The organism is Catalinimonas locisalis, from assembly GCF_038039535.1.
In the GTDB taxonomy this organism is placed as follows: Bacteria; Bacteroidota; Bacteroidia; order Cytophagales; family Cyclobacteriaceae; genus Catalinimonas.
The window spans coordinates 90,019-113,229 of record NZ_JBBPHP010000020.1; the positions used below are offsets into that span (position 1 = coordinate 90,019).

Sequence of the window (23,211 nt, forward strand, 5' to 3'; positions counted from 1 at the left end):
TCGTTTCAGGGTAAAGTGTACGCTGAGGCATATCTCTCATGCGTTATTAAATAACTATATAGGGTAAAAGTTTTACAAGTAATTCTTCTTTGATATAGTACACCTCCCTTAATTGGTCTGTAGAAGAAAAGTTGCCATATATTCTACGATGATTCATAATTGCCTTGGCCAAATCATAATCAATATAAGGATGCTTGAGTAAAGATTTAAAATCAACCTCATTGATTTTTATCTTTTTTGTTTCAAAATCATCTTGAATAAAACTAGACTCTTCCAAAGAGTGCATTGCTTCCTCACTAATATGATAGACTTCTTTTAGTTGATCAAGGCTATGAAAACCACCCAGCTGCTCCCGGTACTTTACAATACGAGAAGAAAGTACTGTTCCAACTCCTTTTAACCGCATCAGTTCCAGTGAATCTGCCTGGTTGATATCCAGATAAAGCTTCTCAGTCTTCGGTGACTCCACCTCTACATCTTCCCACTCAGCTTTTGTAGCTTCATTGATTTTTTCAAAAGATACTGACCTTACCTCAGTCTTCATCTGCGGGATATCAATATAAGCTTCCAATGTTTGGTATAAAGAGACAGGGAAATCATATATTTTCAACAAATCCTTAGCTTCATAAAACCTACCGCCCTTATTGCGATAGCTTAAGATACGAGCTGCTAATTTTTCATTAATACCAAGTTGTCTAAAAGTTTCAAAAGATGCGTCATTGGGATTGAAAAGAAAAAGATCTTTATGTACATCTACATTTTCCTGGTGGACAATGTGGGGCTGAGTGACGATTTCCAGCTCACTAAGCAAAGAATCCAGTATTATTAAATCTGTTGCCCTATCCTGATAGTTAGCGGTGGCTGTTTTCTCAATATAAATAGTTGTAAAAATAGCGATTGTAACCAATGAGAGTAAAAAGAAAAGACCTCTGGTTTCTGTTCTTGAAAAACCAAAGTAATCCCTTACCCATGCCACAAAAAACCTAATCATGACTTATTTCCTTATGAGAAAGCTTCTCCAGAATTTTTTGATAGAGTGCTACCTTTTCAAAGGATGAACTTATAGGATTTATAGATTCATCTTTATGAATTTGCGCATGAATTTCACTTATATCCGAAGCTTCTAATAATACCACTGGTAGCTGAGTGATAATGTTGATAGCTGTATTATGAGCTTCATATTTCAAGCTTCTTCTCATAGCTTCGCTCATCAATATTACATCAAAATGTGCATTGAGGACGGCTTTTTGTGCAGCATCTATATCTTTGGCTATGATAAACTCCAATGAACATTTGTTTAAAAACCAGGCGATATAATCAATTGGAATCTTAGAGTCCTTAATGATCAAAAGGTGTAATTTTTCAGCTCGCTGTATGCTTTTTTTTGTGTCCGCTAGATTAATTATTTCTTTCTCAGCCAAAATCTTCGTGGCTGTAGGTTGCATTTGCATGTATTCTTCTACCAGAGTATCACTGAAAAAGCTTCTCATGGCAGCGGGCAGGGCAAACTGCAATCTTGTTTTGATCTGCTGAAATACAAGAAGAACAACTAAAGCTAAAGTGATGATGAAAATACTTACATTTAATTTTTGCAGTAAAGCAATAATACCGTCGTTTTCCTGTAGGTAGGCATCTTCAATATCATCCATTAACACTAAAAAAGAAGCCTCTTGCGCACATATTTTTTTGATCATCTCATTTCGCAGGCGATCATTATTTACTACTAGCAAAAACTCCTTTATAGCATCTGAAATGTTATCTTTATAAGGCTGTATTTCGTTAAACTTTTCTTCAATCAGCTTATTTTTTTCAGACTGTGCATTCCCAATACCAAATTGTATGGCAAAATGATTTTGTGACCACTGCTCATTCAGTAATGCAATTCTTTTGAGATCAACCTCTAATCCATTCTCGTGCTCACCTGCATATGATGCGTAATGATGCATCTGGTGAAAAAGTGACTTTTGCGTACTGATCAGCTCAGTTAGCTTTGCATTTTCCTGAGATATGGAATATATTTTTTCTGAGATAAAGTGCATTAGTACTATCAAAAACAGAATAGCACAAAGGGCAATGAGGGTATAATACTTACTAATTTTCTGGAAGACTAGCCTTTCCGTTAAGAGCTGCATCGCTTAGGGTTTTGAATACCCTCACAATCTACGACGGCGTGAGTATACAGAACCGCACAAATTCAATGCATCTCAACGGATGTAAAGTATTACCAAAATTTCAAGAAAAGTGGTTATTACTACTAAGAATGTTTCAGATATTTCTATTCTGTGACATTCTCAGCAAATTAAAAAGAGAACGGGCATTATGATAATTTCCTTTCCATATCTGTGCCTTCTGGTCATTTTTGGAGGAAGGGTGAGTATCTAATCCATTGGTATACCAGCCACCATGCTCATGGTCAATGATGTAGTTTTTAGTATAAGTCCACAGGCGATCAAACTCTTTTTGGTAAATACTATCCTGTGGATAAAAGGTAGAGAACAGATACAGGGAGTTAAGCCCTTCTGACTGAGACCACCAGTTCTTTCGGTCATCTATGATTGTAAGTTTTTCATCACCGGGAAGGTAGTATCCTCTTTCCAGAATGCCGCTATTTTCCGGGTCAAAACCGGTAGCAAGTGTATGATCCACCATCAGCTTTGCTCTGTCTAAGGTCTGCTTGTATTCATATTCTTCCAGAGCCTCTGAAGCTTCCAGCAGCAGATAAGCTGTTTCTATATCATGTCCAAAAGACACATGATCTATTCCATAATTAGCTTCACGAACCGCTTCGGCAGAATCCAGGTAAGAAACCGGGGTCCAATCATCGTAAAAGAATAAGCGCAGATAACCTTTGTCAGAAACCATTTTATCCCTTACCAAATGGAACATTTCTTTAAGGCGGGCTTCCAAAGTATCATCCGGCCAAACATGATAGAGTTCTGTCAGAGCTTCCAGCACATGGATACTGGTATTCTGGTCTTTGTAGAAGTAAGTTTGTGTAGGGAATTCCTGCTGAAACATGAGACTATCTATCACCTCTCCTTCACGCGTAAGGGTAGGGTGATATCCTAGTAGTTCCGGATCATGAGCATGCTCGTCCATCCATTGAAAAGCCTGACGGGCAAAATCCAGTACTTCTTTATCTTCCGACAATTCATAGTATGCTGCCAAGGCATATATTCCAAAAGCATTGCCGTAGACCCTCTTCAGCTGATTATTTACATTGTCCATGATAGGCTCTCCGGAACGATCCACCAGCCAGTAAAAGCCACCATACTCCTGATCCCACATCTTACTTTTCAGAAATTCATATCCATGACGAGCAGCATTGCTATACATGCTATCTTCAGGAAAAAGCTGTGCTGCTTTGGAGAGAGTCCATACATGGCGGGCCTGGGTAACAATCATTTTTTCCTGCCTGTCCATTTGTTGCCAATCGTAGGTAAAATTGGTCAGAAATCCTCCCATAGTACTATCAATGGTTCGGGGATACCAAACCTTCAGGAGATTGTCCTCCAATTCAAAACGGATTTCATCAGTAAAGTCCATCACTGTCTCAGTACCTTCTGAATTATCCTCAGCAACTGGTTGGCAGGCAATTATGGAGACTAGCAGGAAAAAGAGTAAGCCGGTATATTTCATTTTAGGGTTCAGGTAGCTGCTTTATCGTGTTCCAGTTTGGTTTTCTCCTTTTCGTCTTTTTTCAACTTATCCTCGTCTTCATCCACCGGCTTACCTCTCCAGTAAGTGGCCAGAGAAGAACCTGTGATGTTCATCACAGGACCGAAGATCGCAGGAGCCAAACCAACGGTGGCTACTTTTCCCATTTCATTGGCAAGTGCAGAAGCGAGTCCTCCATTTTGCATCCCTACCTCCAGCGCAATGGTACGGCAGTCCCGCTCGGCCATTTTGAACACGCGAGCTCCCCAGTACCCCAGGAAATATCCGGATATGTTATGAAAAAATCCTGCAACAATCAGTACCATACCTACATTCAGTAATTCATCACGACCGGCAGCGGTAATGATAGTAATGATATAAGCGATTCCAAACATTGAAATGATCGGCATGGCATCATCCAGCCACTTAAGCTTGCCATGGAAAAAGTGATTAAAAATCAAACCAGCCGTTACCGGGATGACTACAATTTTGACCATGCTCCACATCATACCCAAGACATCTACCTGCACAAATTCTCCTCCCAGCCAGGCCATCATATTAGGCGTGACAAAGGGTGCCAGCAGGGTAGCAAAAGCAGTGAGTGTAACGGATAAGGCTAAATTAGCCTTTGCCAGATAAGCCATAACATTAGATGCCAATCCACTGGGAGATGCACCTATGAGTATAATACCTGCGGCTATTTCTGGTTCTACCCCAAGTAAATTAGCCAGGCCAAAACCCACAAAGGGCATGATGGTAAATTGGAAGAACATTCCTAAGAGAACACCTTTGGGCATTTTTACTACTCCGGCAAAATCCTTGATACTCATGGCTGTACCCATACCAAACATAATGATCTGTAGCAAAGGCGTAAATAAGTTTTTCAGATCAAATCCGTTGACCTCCTGAAAATAGGACGGATAAAACATGGCAACGGTGACTGAGGCAAAAATAATTACTGTGAAAGAAAAGCCTCTCAGAAAAGAAAATCCCCGAAAACCTATGGCCAGAAAAAGAAAGAAGGCGGTTAGTAAAAGTCCTATCCCGCTTTCCAGTCCCATAATTAACAGAATGACTACTGCCAGTACACAAGCTCCTGCAAGCCCCAGCATAATTTGATAAATCGTTTTAGTCTGCTTCATATTTGTGTATTAGTACAGCTCAAATTAACAAAAAAGAAAATGCCAGACTCATTTTAAAGCCTGGCATTTTAAAAAAAGCCATTAACTCCAGAGTCTATCGGCGGAATCTATAGTATCCCACTCAGGAGTCGGTGCAAAGTATTTAGTACCTTTTTTCATATGTTCTTTTACCACATCTTCATTTAACTCTACCCCTAGCCCGGGTTTTTCCGGCACTACTATATGCCCATCCTGTACGATCGGTTTTTCTATACCAGTTACCAGATCTTCCCACCAGTCTATATCCACGGAGTGATGCTCCAGCGCAATAAAATTCTGGGTAGCAGCTGCACAATGTACATTGGCCATCATAGATACCGGAGTTCCAGCAAAGTGCATCATCATCGGAATACCATTTTCCTCAGCATAATCTCCAATCTTTTTGGTTTCCAGAATTCCACCTGATGAGGCGAGGTCAGGGTGAATCATATCCACTGCACGGGCATCAATCAATTTGATAAATTCTTCTTTGAGGAAGATATCTTCTCCGGTGAGCGTAGGCGTTGTGATGTTATTGGTAATTTCCTTCCACTTATCCGTATACTGCCAGGGCACCAAATCTTCCAGGTAAGCCAGACGGTAAGGTTCCAGGACTCTACCCAAGCGTATTGCTTCATTGGTATCAAAGTGACCAAAATGATCCGCTGCCAACGGAATTTCGTAGCCTACTACATCCCTTACCTGCTTTACATATTCAGCCACTTTTTCCAAACCTTCGTCAGTAATTTGAATTCTGGTAAACGGGTGAGCGGTAGTACCATAGCTTCCGTATTCACGACTCCACTGCTGCCCGATGTCATACATATTACTGTTGATGACCATATTCTCTTCATCCTTCAGCATCTGGATACCGAAGTCCATTTTAAGGAAGGTGAAGCCCTGATCTACTCTTTCCTTCATACGCTCGGCATAGGTGATAGGGTCGGGAGAACCGGCAGTATCGCAGTAGAGGCGAACTTTGTCGCGGAATTTCCCTCCTACCATTTGATAGGCTGGTACATTATAAGCCTTGCCCGCCAAATCCCAAAGTGCCATTTCTACCGCACATACACCACCTGCCTGGCGGGAATGTCCGCCAAACTGCTTGATCTTCTTGAAGATCCGATCCACATTGCAAGGATTTTCTCCCAGAATACGGCTTTTAAGGAAAAGTGCGTACTTAGGGCTGGCATGGTCGCGCACTTCGCCCAAGCCATAGATCCCCTGATTGGTATCAATTCTGATCACCGGGCAGGGCATAGGTGCATTGGCGATTTCCACCACGCGCATGTCGGTAATTTTCAGATCGCTAGGACTGGAATTTTTGTTAACTTTTTGAGTAGAGAACTCCAAAGTTTCTTCAATAGACCTGTTCATAAACCCGCCCAAAGCTAGTCCGCCAAGTCCGGCTTTCTGGAAAAATTCACGTCTTCCATTAGTTGAAGAATGCTTTACTGGGTCCTGCTTTGCCTCAACTTTTTTGGCAGGCATTTTCAATAATTCCTGTATCTTTTTAGTGTTCATAGGTTTTAGATTGTTGGATAAAAATATTAAAATTAACTCCACAAGCGATCCCAGGAGCGTATTTCGTTCCACTCCTCTGTTGGCGCAAAGTACTTCTCTCCTTTGGCAAGATGCTCTTTCACCACATCTTCATTGAGTTCTACGCCTATTCCAGGTTTCTCGGGCACATTAACGTAGCCATCCTGAACGATAGGTTTTTCAATACCTGTCACCAGATCTTCCCACCATTCATTGTCTACTGAGTGATGCTCCAGAGCAATAAAGTTATAAGTAGCTGCTATGGCATGTACACTTCCCATAAAAGAAACCGGAGATGCGGCATGGTGCACCGCCATCGCTACGCCATATTCTTCTGCCATATCTCCAATGAGCTTGGTTTGTAACAGACCTCCGGCACTTCCCGGGTCAGGATGCACAATATCTACTGCTTTGTTTACAATCAGGTCCCGAAAATTTTCTTTGTGGTAAATATCTTCACCGGTCATGGTAGGTGTATCCAGAGCCTCGGAAATGGTTTTCCAGTCTTCCGTATTCTGCCAGGGCACCATATCTTCCAGCCAGGAAAGTGTGTAAGGCTCAAATGCTTTACCCAGTCTGATCATGCTGTTGACTCCCATGTGACCAAGATGGTCAATGCCCAAAGGTACTTCGTAGCCAACCAACTCTCTTGTTTTGGCAATGTACTCCGTGAGTAACTCAACCCCTTTATCAGTGATTTGAACACGGGTAAGCGGGTGTTTGGTCTGCGTATAACTGGTGACATCACGATCAGTCCAGCCCCGCATCTCCCCCCAGGGTTCAGTATTTACCAAAGTACCTGGTATATCTTTGATCAGGCCAATCCCTACATCCATTTTAAGGATGGTAAAGCCTTTATCTACCCGATCTTTCATGCGCTGGGCAAACTGATCAGGGTCACGAACGGTTGGAGTATCTACATAAATCCTCACTTTGTCACGGTACTTGCCACCAAAAAGCTGATATACCGGTACACCATAGGCTTTTCCTGCCAGGTCCCATAGGGCCATCTCCACTCCGGAAACTCCTCCACCCTGACGTCCATGCCAGCCAAATTGCTTGATCTTACGGAAGACACGCTCCACATTGCAGGGGTTGTCTCCCAGAATACGGCTCTTTAAAAACAAAGCATAACGTTTATCTGCACCATCTCTCACATCTCCCAGCCCATATATACCTTGATTAGTATCAATTCTAACCAGAGGCACATTGCCATACTGTGCAATCCGCATGTCGGTGATTTGCAGATCGGTTGGAGCAGAATTTCTGTTAACCTTTTGTGTGGTGTATTCTAAAGTCTCTTCTATGGGTTTTCCCAGAAATGATGAACCTACCGCTAACCCTCCCAGGCCTGCTTTCTGCATAAAGTCGCGCCTGCTATTGTTTGAGGAATTTGCTTTTCCATTATGATCAGGACGCAAAAGTCTCTTTATCCAATCTTTTTGGTTTTTCATATAACAAGGTTGTGTATTAGTAGTGTGATTTTTTTTACCAGGTACGCCCTTCTAAAAATTCGTCCAGTTCCGCTCTTGACATAGGCAGCTTATCAGGGTTATCATCCAACCAGCCAAGGAATGCCTGTTTGATTTCATCCGTCCAGCGAGAATCTATCTGGCCGGGAGTATATGTACCCTCTCTAAGCATCTGATGGCCAAATTGGTCACGAAGCGCGATAAACTCAGCATTGGTAATTACTTCTTCAGCCAAATGGGCAGGAATAAAAATCACTCCTTCTCTTTTGGCTAAGACTACGTCGCCCGGCATTACTGTAGCCCGACCAATTCTGATAGGTTTGTTAATTCCGGTAAGCATCATACCCTGAATAAAAGAAGGGTCCCATCCGCGCACATAAGCATTAAAACCTTCTATTTTGGCAAGTCCTTCCATATCTCTGGATGAACCGTCAAAGACAACACCATTACCAGATTTCGCATAGATAGAATTACCTAGATTATCTCCGATGAGCGTGCCATCTACTATTTTACCAAAGCCATCGGCAACGTACACATCACCCATCTGAAGTTCATCAATAGGCCATGAATTAGAACCTCCAATTCTTCCATCTTTTTCACCCTGCGCCTTGATATCATCATTCACATCAGGGCGGGATGGCATGTATTGGGCGGTAAGGGCACGGCCAGCAAAAGGTTGGTCCTGATGTAGCATTTCCCATCCTCCTTCAAACTGGTTATTATATCCCTTATTACGAAGTACTCCCCAGGCTTCTTCAATTGAAATATTTTTAGCTCTATCCAGCAATTCTTGAGGCACTTTCGGACGACCGTCAGGATAACGCTCTCCTTCCCAGTCAGAAGTTAGCTCCAGCATTTCTTCCTTACTCATGGTCACATGCTGCGCAACAGAAGGAAATCCGGTAATAAGCAAGCCAGACAAGATGAAAAAAATCAGGTAGTTACGTTTCATTATTTTTCTTTTTAAAATTGGTAGTACAAGTGATTTTACAAAAATCTTTAATGTTGAGAAATGAAGGTTTGAACTTAGGAACCCTGCTTTAAATTAACAAGGAAAAAAGCAATGCTTGTTTAGGCAAAGAAAGGCACGTTTTCGTCAGCATACTTTCTCAAGCCTTCCTCATTGATCTCCACACCTATACCGGGCTTATCCAAAAGAGGTATATATCCGTCTACCACCATCTCTCCCTCAAAGTCTACAATCTCCTTGAACATGGGATTTTTGTGAAAATAAATCTGCCACTCCAGTATCATAAAGTTTGGTACTGAAGCACAGACATGGCTGGAAGCCATCGCCCCCAGATAAGAAGCTACCATATGCGGAGCAAATGGAACATAATAGAGATTCGCCAGGTTGGCAATTCTCTGTGCCTCACCCAGGCCACCTGCTTTTTGCAGATCAGGCATGATGATGTCTACTCCTCCAATTTCCAATAGTCTGCGAAATGGATGGGCCAGGTATAGATTTTCTCCGGTACAAATAGGGGTAGAAGTAGATTCGGTGATGAGGCGGTAAGCTTCCAGATTTTCCGCAGGGATAGGCTCTTCCAGCCACATCAAATTAAGGGGCTCCAGCATCTTGGCAACCTTCATACCAGTGGGTAAATCGTAGCGTCCGTGCATATCACAGCAAATATCTATGTTGGGGCCAACCGCCTCCCGGGCCGCTGCCACCTGATCATACATCCTTTGCAGCTCAGCAGGGCTGGCAGTCCAGTTGTACCTGTCGTACTTGTTGGGGTCATTAGCCTGATCCAGATCAAACTTAACCGCAGTCATACCCATGTTCACTGCTTCAGTGGCTGCATCAGCAAAATCCTGAGGAGAAGGCAACTGGTTCTGGTAAAGCGCAGTATCCATATACACTCTGACTTTATCTCTGAATTTACCTCCCAGCAATTGATAAACGGGCATGTTCAGCGCTTTCCCTGCCATATCCCAGAGTGCAGTTTCTATAGCAGTAAGTGTGGCTACATACATACCGGACTGTGCGCCTTCAAAAAATCCCCTGCGACGCACATCCTCAAAAATACGGTGCATATTAAGAGGATTCTGTCCTTTGATGCGCGCTCCCATCATTTTCACCAGATGATAGGTTCCGGGTGTAGCATCCACTGCTTCTCCGTGTCCGACGATATCCTGATTGCTATAAACTTTTACAAACAGGCTATGACCTCCACGAATGTAGGCACATTTAACATCTGTGATCTGTAAATCAGAAGGGGCTGAGTAGAGTGATTGTTTTTGAACGGCTGCGAAAAGGTCGTTAGCAAAATTAGCAAAAAGCGATAGCCCAACTGCTCCCGCAGTACCTTTGGACAAGAATGAACGTCTTGAGTAGTTATTGGTCATTGGTTTTTAGGTTTTAGATGTTGATTAATTAGGGATTAGTAATCGGGATAGGTTTTATAATTTCTAAAACTTAATCCCCAACCCCAGATTTACCAGGTACGGTTTTTCAATATTTCCTGAATCTGCTCAGGAGGAACTGGAAGTTCGTCAACGTTGGCTTCCAGCCATTGCGAAAAGTCTTTTTCAATCTCGTCAGACCAGCGGGTGTCAATCTGACCTGCGGTATATTTTTTCTCTCGCAGACGCTGATGACCAAACATATCTCTCAGCCTCACGATTTCGGAGGTTTTCACTACTTTTTCTGCCAGATGAGCAGGAATCACACTTACTCCTCCTTCTTTACCCAGAATCACATCGCCGGGCACTACCATAACACTACCCAGATTGATAGGCACATTCATACCGATGAGAGTGGTATTCTGACCATAGGAAGGATTATGATGGGAAGGGTGGTAGCTTCTGACAAAAGAAGTGAACTCGGGTAATTCTTTGAGTCCTTCAATATCCCGGATCGCACCATTATAGACGATACCGTTGCCAGAATTTGCATAAATGGCGTTGGCGAGATTGTCTCCTATTGTAGGGCCGTCCTTATGAGCTCCAAACTGATCGGCCACATATACATCTCCGGGTTGAAGCTCGTCTACCGGCCAGGAGTTCTGCCCTTTGATCCGTCCTTCTTCATGCCCTTTGTCAAGGGTAGATTTATACACATCAGGTCTGCCAGGCATAAAGAGTGCTGTATAGGCTCTACCTACCAATACCTGCTCGGGATGTATGCTAAGCCAGTCCTCTTCATACTGATGCTGAAACCCTTCGTTTTTCATTACTGCCCAGGCTTCTTCATGGGTAACCAGCTTCATCCGCTCAAGAATTTCATCCGGGACTTTGGGACGACCATCTTCAAAACGCTCACCTTCCCAGAGAGGGGTGTAAAGCAACATTTGTTCTCTGCTAATAGTCTGAGCTTTTGCACCAAACTGCATTAGGATAAGACTAATGAGCAGTATGCTCATCCATAGATTGTTTTTTTTCATAGTAGTATCTTTCAATTCATAAGATAGGCTGGACTTTATTTCCAGCCTATCCTCTAAATATACAAATCATTTTCACTATTCAACATCCCACCAGACTCTGGTGTCAAGATTATCTGCTCCCATACGTGAAATCGCAGCATTTACGTTTTCTGTATTTACTATAATTTCATCTGAAGGATATGTAAGCCTGCGAATAAAGTCACCTGAAATATCCTGGTTAGGGAAAGGATTGGGGTCCAGGTCAGGATATCCACTTCTTCTGAAGTTAGCAAAAGCTTCAGGACCATTCAGGAAGGAGGCAACCCAGTACTGAGTATTGATTTGTTCAAGAGCATTGGCTTCATCAAAAGGGTTAGCGGCAAGATACGCATCAATCTCAGCCTCGGGAATTGCTGAATCATCTGAATATAAAGCCATTTGTTCCATATGTGCTCTTACACCCTGATTATAAAATTCCTGGGCAGAACCTGAAATCCAGTCTCTTGAAGCAGCCTCGGCAAGTAACAATTGGGTCTGGGCAGCAGTCACTAAAAACATAGGGGAAGTCTGCTGCGCTACTCGATTACGGTCAGCCTGAGAAAACTCATAAAAGCTGGCCAGACCAAGCTCTTCAGCCACCTGTCGGGCAGTCTCATCATTATTTCCCATAGGCATACCAATCTGTAGATCCGGATCTGAAGATGCCCTTGCCGGTACCTGCTCAGGGCCGGAGGCTGCCCCTACATACCTGACAGCGATCGCTGACAGACGTGGATCATCATTTTCCTGTAAATAGTCAACAAATGGAGCAGCTAAATAATAATTATTGGCTTCCGTAGCATTTAGTGTTCGTCCCGGACCGTTTACATAATTTGCATCATGGCGTATCACTGCGTTCTCATCATTAGAAGTAATCACTCCTGCCTGATAAGCCTGTTGTACAACCTGCTGAGCTGTGGAGGGCTCTACTTTACTGAGGTGCATCCCTGCTCTTAGGAGTAAAGAGTTACCATACTTTTTCCATAAATCAATATCACCACCATAGAGGACATCAGCAGTTTCTATCGTTCCGGATTCGTTTAAGGCAGCAGTGGCCTGACTCAGTTCATTGATGATATCAGGATATATTTCCGACTGAGGATCGTATGCAGGATAGAAGTTCTGCTCCAGAAACGCTTTCCCTCCTTCAAAATAAGGAATGTCGCCATAAGAATCCGTTAGTAACATGAACGCATGAGCCTGAAGAATTCTTGTCATCTGAAGCAGATTATTTCTTTCAGGAACATCTTCAATACGACTGATAATATCACGGGTAGAACGGATGACGTTGCGATAATAATTTTCCCACATGTCTTCTGTTGACTCCCGGTTATCCTGGTTAAAATTAGCACCGGTCAGCACCCCTGAGTTAGGAGAAATAACCTGTTGCACAATACCCATATCGTATACCAGTACAGAACCGGGGTAAGACATATTGATGATAGCACTGTTGAGCTGAAAGGCTGGATCAACGTTGGTAGCCTCAGTCTCGTTGGTATTGAGTTCGTCAAAACCTTCATCACAGGATATGAGAAGCATAAATACCAAGGGAAGGAAACGAAATATTAATAGCTTATTCATAGTGATTGATTTCTAAAATTTCACATTCAAATTAAACCCAATGCCGCGAGTAGTAGGCAATCCTGTTGACTCAAGCCCTACAAGATTGTCTGAAGAAAAGCCAAAAGACTCCGGGTCAATGTTAGGCACCCACTTTTTCAGCATCAGCACATTGTTGGCCACAAAATTGAGTCTTACCGCTTTGGCAGGGAAATTATCAGGCAGGAAGCGGGAGAAGTCGTAACCTAATGTAACCTGACGCAGCTTCCAGTAGCCACCATTGTAGACAATAGGCTCTACCAGTTGTTGAGAGCGTACCACTTCCCAATAGGTCTGCGGATCGGCAGCCACTGTATTTGGCTCACCCTGTTCGTTTACACCATCTCCAATCACTCCTCCTTCACGACCTTCCAGGGTCATTTTATGCAATCCATGACGAGTAGCATTGAAATTGGTACCAGACATCATTTGATTGCCTAGTTTGAAGTCTATCAGGAAGGAGAAATTGATTCCTCTATAGTTGAATGAATTGGTAAATCCACCCACCCATTTGGGTAATGCACTTCCAAAGGTAATCAGATTATCGGTACGAAGGGCTACACCATTTGCTCCAAATACCTTGCGGCCCTGTTCATCTCTTTTGTAACCAAAACCAGCTAACTGACCCATCTCTTCACCCACGATCTGTTGTAAAAACCCGTTAAACACATGTTGGCCGACTGTAATGGTCTCACCTATGGAATCAGTCTGAAGCCTCAGCACTTCGGTAATATTGTAAGAACCATTGAAGGTAAAATTCCACTCAAAATTATTGGTCTGAACCGGCGTGATATTGAATAGCATTTCCAGGCCACGTGTCTGGCTTTCTCCACTGTTGAGTAGCGTGTTGACGAAGCCCGAACCATCAGAAATCTGCGCGGTAACAATCTGGTCGGTAGTATTCTTCTGATACACGGCTAAGTCTAAGCCTACCAGATCATCAAACAACCTCAGTTCTGCTCCAAACTCTATTTCTGAGGCTCGCATCGGCCGCAGATCTGGGTTTGGAACAGTGTTACCATTGATATTGGCCACTGGTTGCATGGCTCCTGAGGGATTGGCAAAAAGGTTAGCGTTGACTCCGTAAAAAAGAACATCAGAGTAGGGAGGCACATCAGTATCGCTACCCACTTCTGCAAAAGCAGCTCTTAGCTTTCCAAAGCTCAACCATCCTGATGTGTTACTCATAGACTCAGAGAAGACGTAGCTTGCAGATACTGATGGGTATGATATGCTGCGGTTTTCAGGAGATAATGTTGAGAACCAGTCATTACGGAAAGTACCGTTCAGAAACAGGCGGTCTTTATAAGATAGTTCAGCCGAACCATAAATTGAATTTACTCCCCTTTCAGATAAAGCATAGGTTGGGTCTTTTACCCTGCCATTCTGCACAGTGTACAGATCACGGATGACAAAGTCAGTAACCTGCACAAAATTACGGTCCATCCTGCGGTACATTCGGTTTCCTCCTACGCTCAGGTTGACCCCGATGTCACCAAATTCTTTGTAGGCATTGACTAAAATATCAGAGTTGATTTCTCTAAATCTGCGTGCTTCTTGGGTATAAATACCATTTACAAAACCTTCTGGTGCCGGAGGACGAGAAGCCTGCCCCGTAGGAAAGTTATTGGCATCCTGATCCCTTGACCAGTAATCCTGACCAATACGTCCCTGCACATACAGCCAATCTGTAAAATCATATTTGAGCGCTACATTACCAAATACCCTGTCACGGCGTACATTCTGAAACTGCTCGGCAAGTGTGAAATAGGGGTTAGTACGGTTTCTAAAACGGGAGTAGACAAATTCATTGCCTTCCGCATTGTACTTATTTTCATCCAATAAATCCAGAGGCATGGAGTTGGCCATATTGTAAAGTGCCACCGGAATGGTGTTATCCTGCTGGGCTACGTTGGGCGGATTTTTGTTGTATTCGTTAGAATAGTTAAAGCTACCAGTGACGCTAAACTTATCAGACAGGCTATAATCAAACCCCATATTGATGGTTCTTCTCTCAAAGGTATTGTTAGGCACGATTCCCAAGCTTCTTAAATTGGAAATAGAAAGGTTAAAACCACCTTTTTCACTACCGGCAGCCAGGGAAATGGTGTTGGTAATATTCTGTCCGTTTCTGAAGAACTTATCAACACGGTCATACACAGGGACATAGGGTACTTCTATGCCATCAAACAAAATTTGTGTCATGCCCGGTTGAAAGCGCTCTCCAAAAGACCACTGCCCGGAAGTAGGGTTGGGTGAAGTAGGCCGAACGCCATTTTCTCCCTGACCGTACTCGTACTGATAGTCGGTAAAATCCAGCGGTTGTTCATTGGTGTAATTCAGATTATAAGTAACACCTATTCCAGTTACTCCCCTACCCTTTTTGGTAGTAATCATGATGACTCCATCTTTGGCCCGTGAGCCGTAAAGCGCCGCAGCAGCAGCCCCTTTCAATACCGTCATATTCTCAATATCATCTGGATTGATACTGCTTAGTCCGTCACCTCCATCAGAAGTAAGTCCAGTTCCGTTATTTCCTAGTGAATTAGGATCATTACCTCCTGGGTTAGTACCAAAGTTTGTATTGTCTATGGGTATACCATTTACAACGATAAGTGGGTTGTTCTGTCCGGAAATAGAAGACTGTCCTCTTATCCTGATTTTAGAAGTACCACCCGGGCCAGTTCCCAGGTTTGAGATATTCACACCAGCGATTTTTCCCTGCAGGGCATTCATTACATTGGGGGTACGGTTAATCGTAAACTCTTCAGGATCAACTGTGGCAGTAGCATAACCCAGTGTACGGGAATCTTTTTCAATACCCAGAGCTGTGACCACTACTTCACTTAATTCAGTGACGTCTGTACGCATGACCACATTGACCGTTGACCTTCCATTGATTTCAACATCCTGAGAGATAAAACCTACCAGAGAGAAAATTAATGTGGTTGCATCGTCAGGGGCGCTTAATGCATAATTTCCTTCTATATCAGTAACGGTTCCTATATTGGTACCTTCTACCAGCACATTGACTCCCGGAAGTGGGCTTTGACTTTCTGCATCAGTCACTTTTCCTCTGATACTTTGCTCAAAGTCATCATCACCTAAATCAGCAGCCATAGATGAAATGGAAGCAAGAAGTTGACTTTTTTCATACCCCTGTTCGGCAGAAGCTTCGTTTTGAATACTTTGCTGATTCACTTTATTAATACTCTTCTCCTTCTCTTCCTGGGTAAGAATCACATAGGTCTGGGGGTCTATTTTTTCATAAGTAAGCGGAGAATTGTCCAGTATTTTTTTGAGATTGTACTCTAGTGCTTTCTCAAAATCCAGTTTTACTTTTACCTTTAGGTCTTTTACATACTTCTTCTCATAGAGGAAAGAAGCATCATACTTTTGCTGCAGTTGCTCAATTACTTCTTCAAGCATTTTGCCATACTGACTGTCCGAATGATCTTCCTGCCATAGGATAGCGGTATTATCATTGGAGGCCAATGCCTGGTTTTGAGCTAAGGCTATACCCGTATTGCCAAACAGCAATATGACAAGGCTATAGCCAATGAGATTTTTGTAGAAGGTTGTTTTCATTAGGTATGCATTTAGGGTTCATATGAATCAAAGTATAGTGTATTATCTTGGCGAGTGATGGATATTTTAAAAAGCCTTTCCATCGCCTGTAGTAAAGTATTAAGGTTCTTGGCAGTAACCGCTCCGCTAATTTTTCTGTTTTTCAGTTGTTCTTCACCAAATACAACCTGTAGACCATACGTATCCTCCAGTACAATGGCAATAGTGGAAAGTGGTGTATCATCAAAAAATAGCTTCTGATCCTTCCAGGCACTGTACATTTCAGCATGAACATTTTTCTTAGACACCTCCTGGGTTGCTTTTGAGTACTCCACCATTTCACCGGGTATGAGAGTAGTAGCCTCTTTCTCTGTTTTAAACTTTACCTTTCCACTTTCTAATACCACCTGAGTCAGGTCTCTCCGGCTTTGCACATTAAAGCTGGTGCCCAGAACTTCAATTGTACCCCCTTCATCAGTATTGACGCTGAAAGAGTATTGTATGCTATCCACGTTTTTTTGAACCACATGAAAATAAGCTTCCCCTCCCAGAGCCACGATTCTTTCAGGACTATTCAGATCTCTGGCATCAAAGCGTAAGCGGGAGTTAGCGTTTAGCGTTACCTCAGATCCGTCCGCTAAACGTAATGATTTGGTTTCGCCATAGGCAGTCTGAATATCTATCTGATAAGATGCACTGAAAACCCACCAGGATGCTGCTGCTACAATCAATAGGGAAACGGTAGCCGCGATGGCATGGTAAAAATTCTGCTGTGATGACGGATTTGGATGCTGATGCTTTTGGATTTGGTGATTTACTGTATTCCATGCCTGCTCTATCTCTTCCTGCGATAAGGATGAGCGTTTGAAATTAATACCTATAATCACTTGCCGGGCCTGCTCAACAATTTCTTTCTGCTCCGGATTTTGGGCTAACCACTGCTTCCAAAGTTCAGCATCCTGAGATTCAGGCTGCCTGACATACTGTTGAAAAGACTCGCTTTCTAAAAGTTCGTTAAGTGTATAAGAATTTTTCAAGTCAATTATCTTGTTTGATAATTAACTAGAGCATGATGTGCTTTCTTTATACTCACTGAAGACAAAAAAAATGCGTAACAGTATAGCTTTTAGTAATTTTCAATCGTAAAAAAAGTAACTTAATCTTTCAATAGAAATAACAAATTCCTTGTGAATCGTTAAGTCTTTTAAAGAAGTTCAGTTTCTTTTAAATGATCTGTAAATATTCATTTATCTGGTTTATGAACGGAATTCAAAAAATATTGCATGTACTTCATAAGCTTTCCGGAGGGTTGCTGTTTAAAGACTACAGTAAAAGGGAACAAAAAAACGCTGTGCAGGATACAAAGCTAAGTACATGGAAAGTAGATTGGATAGATGAGCAGGGCAATAAAGGTACTTATGAAACAAATGAATCTGATCTGGAAGAAGCCGAATGGAAGTTTAAGTACCTGTATGATGATAACTTAAGAGTCATCAGAATACACAAAGGAAAGTCTGAATCCTGAGTTTTATCAGCTAAAACAAGCTACATAATAAGCCTATAAATCCGGTTATCACAGAAGAATGAAGCACCAGTTGCTTAAGTTTATTCTCTTCTCTTAAGCGCAGTATTGCCCTAAATACAGAATTTACTACGGACTGATAATTCATGCCTAGTACTTCAGCTATCTGTTGGTAAGAAAGATTTTCATAATATTTAAGGTAAAGTACTTCACGCTGACGCTTAGGTAAATTATTCAGTGAAGCTGCGACTCTCATCTTACGAATATCGTTGGTTTCATCATCCACCATAATTTCCTCATGGGAAAAAGTGATAGGTTGAGAAAATGAATCCAGATGTAGAAAACGTTGATGATACTTTTTTTCTTTTTGTAGTGAAGTTCTTAAGGCTTTGAACAAATAAGCTTTCACATTGCTGACCTCACTGATGTTTTCGCGTCTTGTCCAAAGCTGGTAAAAAAGCTGCTGCACACACTCATGAGCAGGCGTTTCTTCTCCATATTGACGGCGGGCATATTGAAAAAGTGCATTGTAATGACTCTTAAAAAGTTGGGAAAAAGCAACATGGCTCCCCTCCAGAAATTCCTTCCAGCACTTTTGGGGGTTATTCAATAATTCTGAATCAGTCATTTGTATTTTTATGAAAAGCGCAAAAGCATTACTAATCTTAAGTATTTTTTAAAAGAAATACAATGTATTAGGCTGGTAAGACTAAATATTTCCCTAACAAATAATCACTAGGCAGTGGCACATAAATACTTTTTCTCTATTTTCTCAGCTTCTTCTTATTTGTATATGTTTGGCATATCTGAAGCATCATTGGTTGGTAAAACAGCATTTATTAGCTTTAACTCTATTATTCATCACTACACATGCATATGAACCGTAGAAAATTTCTTCTCAATACTTCACTTGGCAGCGTTACCCTTTCCGGCCTCAGCCTTTCCTTAAGCTCCTGCGATAATCAACAAGCTTCCCCTGAAACGTCTCAGAATCAAACAGATGCAAATACACCCTCTTTTAAGTTGGATGAAATCACTGTGGCAGAACTGCAAGAGGGTATGGAAAAGGGTAATTATACGGCTGAAGCCATCACACAACTTTACCTGGACCGAATAGAAGCCATTGATAAAAATGGCCCTGCCCTCAATGCTGTCATTGAGATCAATCCTGAAGCACTGGAAATCGCACGACAACTGGATGAAGAAAGAGCAAACGGAAATGTTCGTGGACCACTGCACGGCATTCCAGTGATGCTCAAAGACAATATTGATACCGGCGACCGTATGCAAACTACTGCCGGAGCGCTGGCTATGGAAGGTCATATGGCTCAGGAAGACGCAGCTATCGTCAAGCAGCTTAGAGATGCAGGAGCCGTGATTTTAGGAAAAACCAATCTAAGCGAATGGGCTAACTTCCGCTCTACCCGTTCCTCCAGCGGATGGAGCAGCCGGGGTGGACAAACTAAAAATCCCTATTCCACAAATCGTAATCCCTGTGGAAGCAGCTCCGGTTCGGGCGTAGCAGTTTCAGCGAATCTCTGTGCTTTGGCGATAGGCACAGAAACCAACGGCTCTATCGTTTGCCCTTCTTCTACCAATGGCATAGTAGGCATCAAACCGACTTTGGGACTTTTGAGCAGAACCGGCATCATTCCTATTGCCCATACCCAGGATACCGCCGGTCCCATGGCCCGCTCTGTAGCTGATGCGGTTGTCATGCTGGGCACTATGACCGCAGTGGATACTAAAGATCCCGCCACCCAAGTGGAAGGCCGGAAAGCCCTGACAGACTATACACCTTATCTGGATAAAAAAGGATTAGCAGGCAAACGTATCGGAATATGGCGAGGAGCTATGGGTTTTCATGAAGGGGTAGATGCTTTACAGGAAGATGCTTTTGAACTTATGCGTGAGCAGGGGGCTACTTTGGTTGATGTGGAGAAAGTACAGGCGGATGAGTCACTGGGTAATGCAGGTTTTCAGGTACTGCTCTACGAATTTAAGGCTGACCTGAATCAATATCTACAGCAGCATCCCAGCGCGCCGGTCAGATCTCTGGAAGAAGTCATTGCATTCAACAAAGAAAATGAAGCCAGAGCTATGCCTTACTTTAAACAGGAAATACTGGAAAGAGCACAAGAGAAAGGTGACCTGAATTCTGAAGAATACCAGGAAGCCCTGGCCAAGGTAAAAAGAGTGAATGGCAAAGAAGGCATTGACAAGCGTATGGAAGAACATGATCTTGATGCTATCATCGCTCCTACTGGTGGACCTGCCTGGCCCACTGACCTGATTACCGGAGATCATTTTCTGGGAGGAAGCTCCTCACCTGCCGCGCAGGCCGGATATCCTAACATCACCGTTCCTGCGGGTTTTGTACATGGGCTGCCCATTGGAATTTCAATTTTTGGGAAAGCCTGGACGGAGCCTGAGCTGATCAGTATCGCCTATGCCTATGAGCAGGCCAGTAAACATCGTAAAACTCCTGAGTTTTTAACCCATATTGTGTGAGGTAAGAGTACTTACAATTCCTTATTTTTGATAAAAGCTAGCACACTTATTAAACCAAAGTTTAAGCCCTATGAGAACTACCCGACTTTCCTACTTACTGCTTCTCCTGCTGATGTATGCCTGCGACAGACCGGCTGACATGGCTGAAGAAGAAAACGAGATAGAAACCTACACCATTGAACAGTTCATGAACACTGAGGAGATAGGTGGCAGTGCCTTCTCGCCTGACGAAAGCAAGATCATGTACTCCAGCAAAAAGACAGGGATTTACAATGCTTATGAAATTCCGGTCAGTGGCGGAGATCCCACTCAGTTGACAGATTCTGAAAGTGAATCTGTATTTGCCTATTCCTATTTTCCTGAGGATGAGCGTATCCTTTTCTCCAGCGATCAGGGAGGTAATGAGATCAATCATCTTTTTGTCAAAAATCTAAATGGTGAAGTCACTGATCTTACGCCTGACTCTACTGCCAAGGCACAGTTTATGGGCTGGGCATCGGATAATCAGAGCCTTTTCTATGCTTCCAACAGTCGCAATCCGCAGGCTTTTGATGTCTATGAGCTCAGCATTGACCAGATTGACGATGTGGAGAATAGCGTAGCTGCTTACCAGCCAAAAATGCTGTTTGAAAATGACGGACGCTTCTATCCCGGACCCATTTCTGAAGATAAGAAGTACATGGCACTGACCGAAAGTATTACCCGCCAGAAAGTCAATATGTACCTGCAAAACCTGGAAACGGGTGAGACGATCATGCTCAATGATGCTGAGGATGAGGTAGCCTATAGCCCGCAGTACTTTAGTAAGGATGGCAGTAAGCTGTTTTTCCTGTCTGACAAAGGCAGTGAGTTTACTTATCTGAGCAGCTATGACCTTGCCAGTGGAGAAATTACCAAAGTAGAAGAAGCGCCCTGGGACATTATGTATGCCTACTTGTCTGAGCATGGAAAATATAGGGTAGTAGGCATCAACAATGACGCCCGTACGGAAATCAAAGTGTATGAAGAAGAAAGTGGTGAACCAGTGAGTCTGCCGGAAATGCCTAACGCAGAAATCACTTCTGTCAATATATCAGACAGCGAGAAGCTGATGGCCTTTTATGTCAACAGTTCTACCTCACCCAACAATCTTTATGTCTACAATTTTGAAACTGAAGAGTACACCCAGCTTACGGATACCATGAATCCTGAGATAGATGAAACTGACCTGGTAGAAGGAGAAGTAGTACGCTATGCCTCTTTTGATGGCATGGAAATTCCTGCTATTCTTTACAAGCCTAAGGTAATTGCTGAAGGTGAAAAAGCTCCGGCCATGCTGTGGATACATGGTGGTCCTGGCGGACAATCACGCCTGGGCTACAGTGCACTTATTCAGTATCTGGTGAATCATGGCTATGCCATTTTTGCGGTGAACAACCGTGGTTCTTCGGGCTATGGCAAAACCTTTTTTGCTGCCGATGATCAGCGTCACGGACAGGATGACCTACAGGATGTGGTGGAAGGGAAAGCGTACCTGACTACCCTGGATATGATTGATTCTACCCGTATCGGAATTATGGGCGGAAGCTATGGCGGCTATATGACCTTGGCTGCACTGGCCTTTGAACCTGAAGTATTTGATGTAGGCGTGGATATCTTTGGGGTGTCCAACTGGCTTCGCACTTTACAAAGCATTCCACCCTGGTGGGGCGCTGCCCGCGAATCGCTTTACAATGAGATGGGAAACCCTGAAACAGATTCTGCCATGCTGTACAATAAGTCTCCCCTCTTCTTTGCCGACCAGATCACCAAGCCTTTGCTGGTATTGCAGGGGGCCAATGACCCTCGGGTGCTTAAAGTCGAATCTGATGAAATTGTAGAGAAAGTAGAAGCTAATGATGTACCGGTAGAATATGTTGTCTTTGAAGATGAAGGGCACGGATTTCTCAAGAAAGACAATCAGATAGAAGGCTATCAGGCGATTCTTGAATTTTTGAACAAATACCTCAAGGAAGAAGAAGCGGTTGAGGCTAGTTTATAAAGAACTCCCTTATCAAAATGAAGAGCCATCCTCATTGAGGGTGGCTTTTTTAGTTTTTATGGGGTTACCACCGCTTTACATTTTCTCCCTTCCAGCGATATTTGACAAATTCATAGCCTTTTTCAACGAGTCTCCAAAAAGATATGATGACTTTCACAAAAATAATCTCTGCAAAAAACCAGACTATGCATCGGAGGATGAGTTCAAATACGATGATCATGAGTATTCATTTTATATAAATATTGCTATGCTGCGCTTCTGACTTCTCAATCATTTCTTTTTGTCTAGAGTGTAGTAAAAATGTGCCACCTTTTCTTCTTCAGTCGGATTGGTAGAACGATAAAAGTTTACTGCATGAGCTTCATCCTGGTCTGCCTGCACAAATACTTCTTCAAAGCCTCTCTCCTGACAGAAAGTGTTCATCTCAGCAATCAGTCTTTTGCCAATGCCCTGTCTTTGGTAGTGCGGGTCTACCGCCAGATCATAAATGTAAGCCAATGGCTTTACCGAATAGTATTGCTCCAACACATAAGCCGTTAAACCTCCTACTACTTTCTCTTTATGCAGAGCCGCAAACACAAAAAAGTCCTCTTTACCCAGTAGCTTTTGCAGGTGTTGCGCAGGAGGCATGCTAAAGTTCTGCATTTCAAAAACCTCTTCAAAGAGTTTGATGACTTCAACAAAGGTATTGAAGTCCTGTAGCTTCAGTTTTTTTACTGATACTATGGAATAGATACTGCTCATCTGTATTTTA

Annotated in this window: 18 protein-coding genes; 3 read left to right on the forward strand and 15 right to left on the reverse strand. The window is 42.9% G+C overall.

Features of this window, described 5'->3' with window-relative positions:
• Nucleotides 1–46: 46 nt before the first annotated feature.
• The 12 genes from WJR50_RS20905 to WJR50_RS20960 all read right to left on the reverse strand — a co-directional run bounded on the left by WJR50_RS20905 (nucleotide 47) and on the right by WJR50_RS20960 (nucleotide 17,441).
• Nucleotides 47–991, reverse strand: a complete 945-nt coding sequence (locus tag WJR50_RS20905) for a ComEA family DNA-binding protein (RefSeq protein ID WP_341295267.1) — start codon at nucleotides 989–991, stop codon at nucleotides 47–49.
• The gene (locus tag WJR50_RS20910) at nucleotides 984–2,132 is read right to left on the reverse strand and encodes a hypothetical protein (RefSeq protein WP_341295268.1); all 1,149 of its coding nucleotides are present in this window, start codon (nucleotides 2,130–2,132) and stop codon (nucleotides 984–986) included. The genes WJR50_RS20905 and WJR50_RS20910 overlap by 8 nt, the downstream gene beginning before the upstream one ends.
• A gap of 133 nt (nucleotides 2,133–2,265) precedes the next feature.
• Nucleotides 2,266–3,639, reverse strand: coding sequence for an AGE family epimerase/isomerase (locus WJR50_RS20915; protein ID WP_341295269.1), 1,374 nt, complete (start codon nucleotides 3,637–3,639; stop codon nucleotides 2,266–2,268).
• Between the two features lie 8 nt (nucleotides 3,640–3,647).
• On the reverse strand, nucleotides 3,648–4,799 hold the full coding sequence (locus WJR50_RS20920; protein ID WP_341295270.1) for a bile acid:sodium symporter family protein: 1,152 nt from the start codon (nucleotides 4,797–4,799) through the stop codon (nucleotides 3,648–3,650).
• Nucleotides 4,800–4,880: 81 nt separating this feature from the next.
• Complete coding sequence (locus WJR50_RS20925) at nucleotides 4,881–6,308, reverse strand: mandelate racemase/muconate lactonizing enzyme family protein (RefSeq protein ID WP_341295293.1); 1,428 nt, start codon at nucleotides 6,306–6,308, stop codon at nucleotides 4,881–4,883.
• A gap of 65 nt (nucleotides 6,309–6,373) precedes the next feature.
• Nucleotides 6,374–7,813, reverse strand: a complete 1,440-nt coding sequence (locus WJR50_RS20930) for a mandelate racemase/muconate lactonizing enzyme family protein (protein WP_341295271.1) — start codon at nucleotides 7,811–7,813, stop codon at nucleotides 6,374–6,376.
• A 34-nt stretch (nucleotides 7,814–7,847) separates the two neighbouring features.
• Nucleotides 7,848–8,783: an RraA family protein gene (locus WJR50_RS20935; protein WP_341295272.1), complete on the reverse strand. Its 936-nt coding sequence runs from the start codon at nucleotides 8,781–8,783 to the stop codon at nucleotides 7,848–7,850.
• A gap of 119 nt (nucleotides 8,784–8,902) precedes the next feature.
• Nucleotides 8,903–10,183: a mandelate racemase/muconate lactonizing enzyme family protein gene (locus WJR50_RS20940; RefSeq protein ID WP_341295273.1), complete on the reverse strand. Its 1,281-nt coding sequence runs from the start codon at nucleotides 10,181–10,183 to the stop codon at nucleotides 8,903–8,905.
• 89 nt (nucleotides 10,184–10,272) lie between these two features.
• Nucleotides 10,273–11,220, reverse strand: a complete 948-nt coding sequence (locus WJR50_RS20945; protein WP_341295274.1) for an RraA family protein — start codon at nucleotides 11,218–11,220, stop codon at nucleotides 10,273–10,275.
• Between the two features lie 75 nt (nucleotides 11,221–11,295).
• On the reverse strand, nucleotides 11,296–12,819 hold the full coding sequence (locus WJR50_RS20950; RefSeq protein WP_341295275.1) for a SusD/RagB family nutrient-binding outer membrane lipoprotein: 1,524 nt from the start codon (nucleotides 12,817–12,819) through the stop codon (nucleotides 11,296–11,298).
• A gap of 12 nt (nucleotides 12,820–12,831) precedes the next feature.
• Nucleotides 12,832–15,957: a SusC/RagA family TonB-linked outer membrane protein gene (locus tag WJR50_RS20955; protein WP_341295294.1), complete on the reverse strand. Its 3,126-nt coding sequence runs from the start codon at nucleotides 15,955–15,957 to the stop codon at nucleotides 12,832–12,834.
• A 479-nt stretch (nucleotides 15,958–16,436) separates the two neighbouring features.
• Nucleotides 16,437–17,441, reverse strand: a complete 1,005-nt coding sequence (locus WJR50_RS20960) for a FecR family protein (protein ID WP_341295276.1) — start codon at nucleotides 17,439–17,441, stop codon at nucleotides 16,437–16,439.
• A gap of 221 nt (nucleotides 17,442–17,662) precedes the next feature.
• Between WJR50_RS20960 and WJR50_RS20965 the strand changes: the two genes are divergently transcribed.
• Nucleotides 17,663–17,929: a hypothetical protein gene (locus WJR50_RS20965; RefSeq protein WP_341295277.1), complete on the forward strand. Its 267-nt coding sequence runs from the start codon at nucleotides 17,663–17,665 to the stop codon at nucleotides 17,927–17,929.
• Between the two features lie 10 nt (nucleotides 17,930–17,939).
• On the opposite strand, the gene WJR50_RS20970 is transcribed toward WJR50_RS20965, so the two are convergent.
• Nucleotides 17,940–18,554: an RNA polymerase sigma factor gene (locus WJR50_RS20970; RefSeq protein ID WP_341295278.1), complete on the reverse strand. Its 615-nt coding sequence runs from the start codon at nucleotides 18,552–18,554 to the stop codon at nucleotides 17,940–17,942.
• Between the two features lie 248 nt (nucleotides 18,555–18,802).
• On the opposite strand from WJR50_RS20970, the gene WJR50_RS20975 reads away from it, so the two are divergent.
• Entirely contained in the window at nucleotides 18,803–20,437 is a 1,635-nt protein-coding gene (locus WJR50_RS20975) for an amidase (protein WP_341295279.1), read from the forward strand.
• A gap of 70 nt (nucleotides 20,438–20,507) precedes the next feature.
• Nucleotides 20,508–22,457 carry a S9 family peptidase gene (locus WJR50_RS20980; protein ID WP_341295280.1) on the forward strand — a complete coding sequence of 650 codons (1,950 nt, stop codon included), beginning with the start codon at nucleotides 20,508–20,510 and terminating at the stop codon, nucleotides 22,455–22,457.
• A gap of 64 nt (nucleotides 22,458–22,521) precedes the next feature.
• Here WJR50_RS20980 and WJR50_RS20985 read toward each other — a convergent pair whose 3' ends face one another.
• Together WJR50_RS20985 and WJR50_RS20990 are read right to left on the reverse strand one after the other, a co-directional pair.
• Nucleotides 22,522–22,677, reverse strand: a complete 156-nt coding sequence (locus WJR50_RS20985) for a hypothetical protein (RefSeq protein WP_341295281.1) — start codon at nucleotides 22,675–22,677, stop codon at nucleotides 22,522–22,524.
• A 50-nt stretch (nucleotides 22,678–22,727) separates the two neighbouring features.
• Nucleotides 22,728–23,201: a GNAT family N-acetyltransferase gene (locus WJR50_RS20990; protein ID WP_341295282.1), complete on the reverse strand. Its 474-nt coding sequence runs from the start codon at nucleotides 23,199–23,201 to the stop codon at nucleotides 22,728–22,730.
• Between the last annotated feature and the right edge of the window lie 10 nt (nucleotides 23,202–23,211).

What these genes read in the sequence shown, in the direction of transcription:
- WJR50_RS20905 (WP_341295267.1), bottom strand. Translation starts at nt 991, where the DNA reads ATGATTAGGTTTTTTGTGGCATGGGTAAGGGATTACTTTGGTTTTTCA.
- WJR50_RS20910 (WP_341295268.1), bottom strand. Translation starts at nt 2,132, where the DNA reads ATGCAGCTCTTAACGGAAAGGCTAGTCTTCCAGAAAATTAGTAAGTAT.
- WJR50_RS20915 (WP_341295269.1), bottom strand. Translation starts at nt 3,639, where the DNA reads ATGAAATATACCGGCTTACTCTTTTTCCTGCTAGTCTCCATAATTGCC.
- WJR50_RS20920 (WP_341295270.1), bottom strand. Translation starts at nt 4,799, where the DNA reads ATGAAGCAGACTAAAACGATTTATCAAATTATGCTGGGGCTTGCAGGA.
- WJR50_RS20925 (WP_341295293.1), bottom strand. Translation starts at nt 6,308, where the DNA reads ATGCCTGCCAAAAAAGTTGAGGCAAAGCAGGACCCAGTAAAGCATTCT.
- WJR50_RS20930 (WP_341295271.1), bottom strand. Translation starts at nt 7,813, where the DNA reads ATGAAAAACCAAAAAGATTGGATAAAGAGACTTTTGCGTCCTGATCAT.
- WJR50_RS20935 (WP_341295272.1), bottom strand. Translation starts at nt 8,783, where the DNA reads ATGAAACGTAACTACCTGATTTTTTTCATCTTGTCTGGCTTGCTTATT.
- WJR50_RS20940 (WP_341295273.1), bottom strand. Translation starts at nt 10,183, where the DNA reads ATGACCAATAACTACTCAAGACGTTCATTCTTGTCCAAAGGTACTGCG.
- WJR50_RS20945 (WP_341295274.1), bottom strand. Translation starts at nt 11,220, where the DNA reads ATGAAAAAAAACAATCTATGGATGAGCATACTGCTCATTAGTCTTATC.
- WJR50_RS20950 (WP_341295275.1), bottom strand. Translation starts at nt 12,819, where the DNA reads ATGAATAAGCTATTAATATTTCGTTTCCTTCCCTTGGTATTTATGCTT.
- WJR50_RS20955 (WP_341295294.1), bottom strand. Translation starts at nt 15,957, where the DNA reads ATGGCTGCTGATTTAGGTGATGATGACTTTGAGCAAAGTATCAGAGGA.
- WJR50_RS20965 (WP_341295277.1), top strand. Translation starts at nt 17,663, where the DNA reads ATGAACGGAATTCAAAAAATATTGCATGTACTTCATAAGCTTTCCGGA.
- WJR50_RS20970 (WP_341295278.1), bottom strand. Translation starts at nt 18,554, where the DNA reads ATGACTGATTCAGAATTATTGAATAACCCCCAAAAGTGCTGGAAGGAA.
- WJR50_RS20975 (WP_341295279.1), top strand. Translation starts at nt 18,803, where the DNA reads ATGAACCGTAGAAAATTTCTTCTCAATACTTCACTTGGCAGCGTTACC.
- WJR50_RS20980 (WP_341295280.1), top strand. Translation starts at nt 20,508, where the DNA reads ATGAGAACTACCCGACTTTCCTACTTACTGCTTCTCCTGCTGATGTAT.
- WJR50_RS20985 (WP_341295281.1), bottom strand. Translation starts at nt 22,677, where the DNA reads ATGATCATCGTATTTGAACTCATCCTCCGATGCATAGTCTGGTTTTTT.
- WJR50_RS20990 (WP_341295282.1), bottom strand. Translation starts at nt 23,201, where the DNA reads ATGAGCAGTATCTATTCCATAGTATCAGTAAAAAAACTGAAGCTACAG.